3 protein-coding genes and 1 tRNA gene are annotated in these 2,192 nt (G+C 54.4%); 2 read left to right on the top strand and 2 right to left on the bottom strand.

Features of this window, described 5'->3' with window-relative positions:
• Positions 1 to 126: 126 nt before the first annotated feature.
• Together rpmA and rplU are read right to left on the bottom strand one after the other, a co-directional pair.
• Entirely contained in the window at positions 127 to 384 is a 258-nt protein-coding gene (rpmA, locus tag ACOCD2_RS17275) for a 50S ribosomal protein L27 (protein WP_293648962.1), read from the bottom strand.
• 12 nt (positions 385 to 396) lie between these two features.
• Complete coding sequence (gene rplU, locus ACOCD2_RS17270; protein WP_293648965.1) at positions 397 to 708, bottom strand: 50S ribosomal protein L21; 312 nt, start codon at positions 706 to 708, stop codon at positions 397 to 399.
• A 196-nt stretch (positions 709 to 904) separates the two neighbouring features.
• Here rplU and ispB point away from each other — a divergent pair, with 196 nt between their 5' ends.
• On the top strand, positions 905 to 1,873 hold the full coding sequence (gene ispB, locus ACOCD2_RS17265; RefSeq protein ID WP_293648968.1) for an octaprenyl diphosphate synthase: 969 nt from the start codon (positions 905 to 907) through the stop codon (positions 1,871 to 1,873).
• Positions 1,874 to 1,879: 6 nt separating this feature from the next.
• A tRNA-Pro gene (locus tag ACOCD2_RS17260) sits at positions 1,880 to 1,956 on the top strand.
• The last annotated feature ends 236 nt before the right edge of the window (positions 1,957 to 2,192 follow it).

Below are 2,192 nucleotides of genomic sequence, written 5' to 3'. Positions count from 1 at the left end.
TAATTCAGTTGTGGGGACAACTCAGTTTCGGGTTGTAACATGGGCCGTATCAGTCGTGACAGGCTGAGCCTATCACTCATGACCACGTCCTAAGGACGTGGGTTTCTACGCTAAACTAAACAGCAATCAGGCGGAAACCACGCTCACGAACTGGCGCATCTTTGGCCCCTTCTTCTCGAATTTCACAACACCGTCGTTCAGCGCGAACAGCGTGTGATCACGGCCACAGCCAACACCGACGCCAGGATGCACCTTGGTGCCACGCTGACGAATGATGATGCTGCCGGCCTTGATGGCCTGGCCGCCGTAGATCTTGACGCCGAGGCGTTTGGATTCTGAATCGCGACCGTTTCTGGAACTGCCACCTGCTTTTTTATGTGCCATGCTCTATTCTCCTCAGCCTGCGTTGATACCGGTGATTTCGAGTTCAGTAAACTGCTGGCGATGTCCCTGACGCTTCAGGTGATGCTTGCGACGCTTGAACTTGACGATATGTACCTTCTTGCCCTTGCCGTGTGATTTCACGGTGGCGGTAACCTTGCCGTCCAGATAAGGCGTACCTACCTGTACGTTGTCACCATCGGCAACCATGAGCACTTTGTCCAACTCGACGCTGGACCCTTCTTCGGCATTGATTTTCTCAACCTTCAGGGTCATACCTTCGCTAACGCGATACTGCTTACCCCCGGTCTGAATTACGGCATACATGTCTGCATGTCTCCGGTAAAAAAACGGTTAAAACGGCCAACCCAATACAAAAGGCCAGCGGAAAGACGCGGGATTCTACCCAGATTATCCGCCCAGGTCAAACCCGATATGATTGATTTGCCCAAACCCTTGGCAGCAGCGGCGTTTCCCTATAGCATCAGTATTCCCGTTTCAAAGCAACCTGCCCACACTATCGATGGATCTTTCCGCCATTCGCGATCTCATTGCCGACGACATGCGGGCCACCGACCTGCTGATCCTGGACAGGCTCCAGTCAGACGTGGTGCTCATCAATCAGATTGGTCACTACATAGTAAACAGTGGCGGCAAGCGCCTGCGCCCCATGATCGTGCAACTGTCTGCACTGGCCGTCGGTTATCAGGGCAGCCATCATATCAACCTGGCGGCCATCATTGAATTCATCCACACTGCGACATTGCTGCACGATGACGTGGTTGACGGCTCCGATATGCGCCGCAGCAACGAAACAGCCAATGCCGTCTGGGGCAATGCTGCCAGCGTGCTGGTAGGAGACTTTCTCTATTCCCGGTCCTTCGAAATGATGGTGGAGATCCAGAACCTGCGGGTCATGGACGTACTTTCCCACGCCACCAACCGCATCGCCGAGGGCGAGGTACTTCAACTACTCAACTGCAACGACCCGGATACCACGGAAGATCAGTACCGGGAAGTGATCACGCGCAAGACCGCCACCCTGTTCGAAGCAGGCGCCCGGCTGGCCGCCATCGTGGCAGAACGTCCCGAATGCGAAGAGCAGGCACTGGCCGACTACGGCCTGCACCTGGGCATGGCCTTCCAGATGATCGACGATGCCCTGGACTACGGATCCTCGGACGAAGACATCGGCAAGAACCTGGGTGATGACCTGGCAGAAGGAAAACCCACCCTGCCGCTGATCCGCGCCATCGAAACCGGTAGCAAAGAACAGCAGCAGCTTCTTCGAGGCGCCATCGAAAATGGCGGTGCTGACAAGGTGGATGAAGTCATGACTGCCATTGAATCCACGGACGCAATCGCTTACACTGCCCGCCGTGCTAGGGAAGAAGCCGAACTGGCGAAGAAGGCACTGGAAATTCTGCCTGCTTCCGCCTATAACAGCGCCCTCGCAGCACTGGCCGATTTCTCGGTACAGCGTTCGATCTGATCAAATCGGAGTGTAGCTCAGCCTGGTAGAGCACTGCCTTCGGGAGGCAGGAGCCGGAGGTTCGAATCCTCTCACTCCGACCAAACAACAATACTCACCCTTTTAGGTGAAGAACATCTGTAAGGTTCGACCGGATTGCCGGAAGCAATCGGAAACAGCCAGAAGCAGCCTCAAAGGAAGCATCCCTGTTTTGTTTAATAACTAGTGTAGTGTTGCATTTTGCTTGGAACTTAACCGGCGATTAGCACGAACAACTTTAGCCAAGATATCCTTAGCCTTGGCTGTCCAGATGAATGGCTTGGGTTTTTGGTTGTGTATG

Origin of the sequence: Thiolapillus sp. (assembly GCF_048562965.1) — a bacterium.
Taxonomy (GTDB): domain Bacteria; phylum Pseudomonadota; class Gammaproteobacteria; order Chromatiales; family Chromatiaceae; genus Thiolapillus; species Thiolapillus brandeum_A.
This window is presented reverse-complemented; position numbering and strand designations above follow the sequence as displayed.

Coding starts and splice junctions, on each gene's coding strand:
- rpmA (WP_293648962.1), bottom strand. CDS start 384: ATGGCACATAAAAAAGCAGGTGGCAGTTCCAGAAACGGTCGCGATTCA.
- rplU (WP_293648965.1), bottom strand. CDS start 708: ATGTATGCCGTAATTCAGACCGGGGGTAAGCAGTATCGCGTTAGCGAA.
- ispB (WP_293648968.1), top strand. CDS start 905: ATGGATCTTTCCGCCATTCGCGATCTCATTGCCGACGACATGCGGGCC.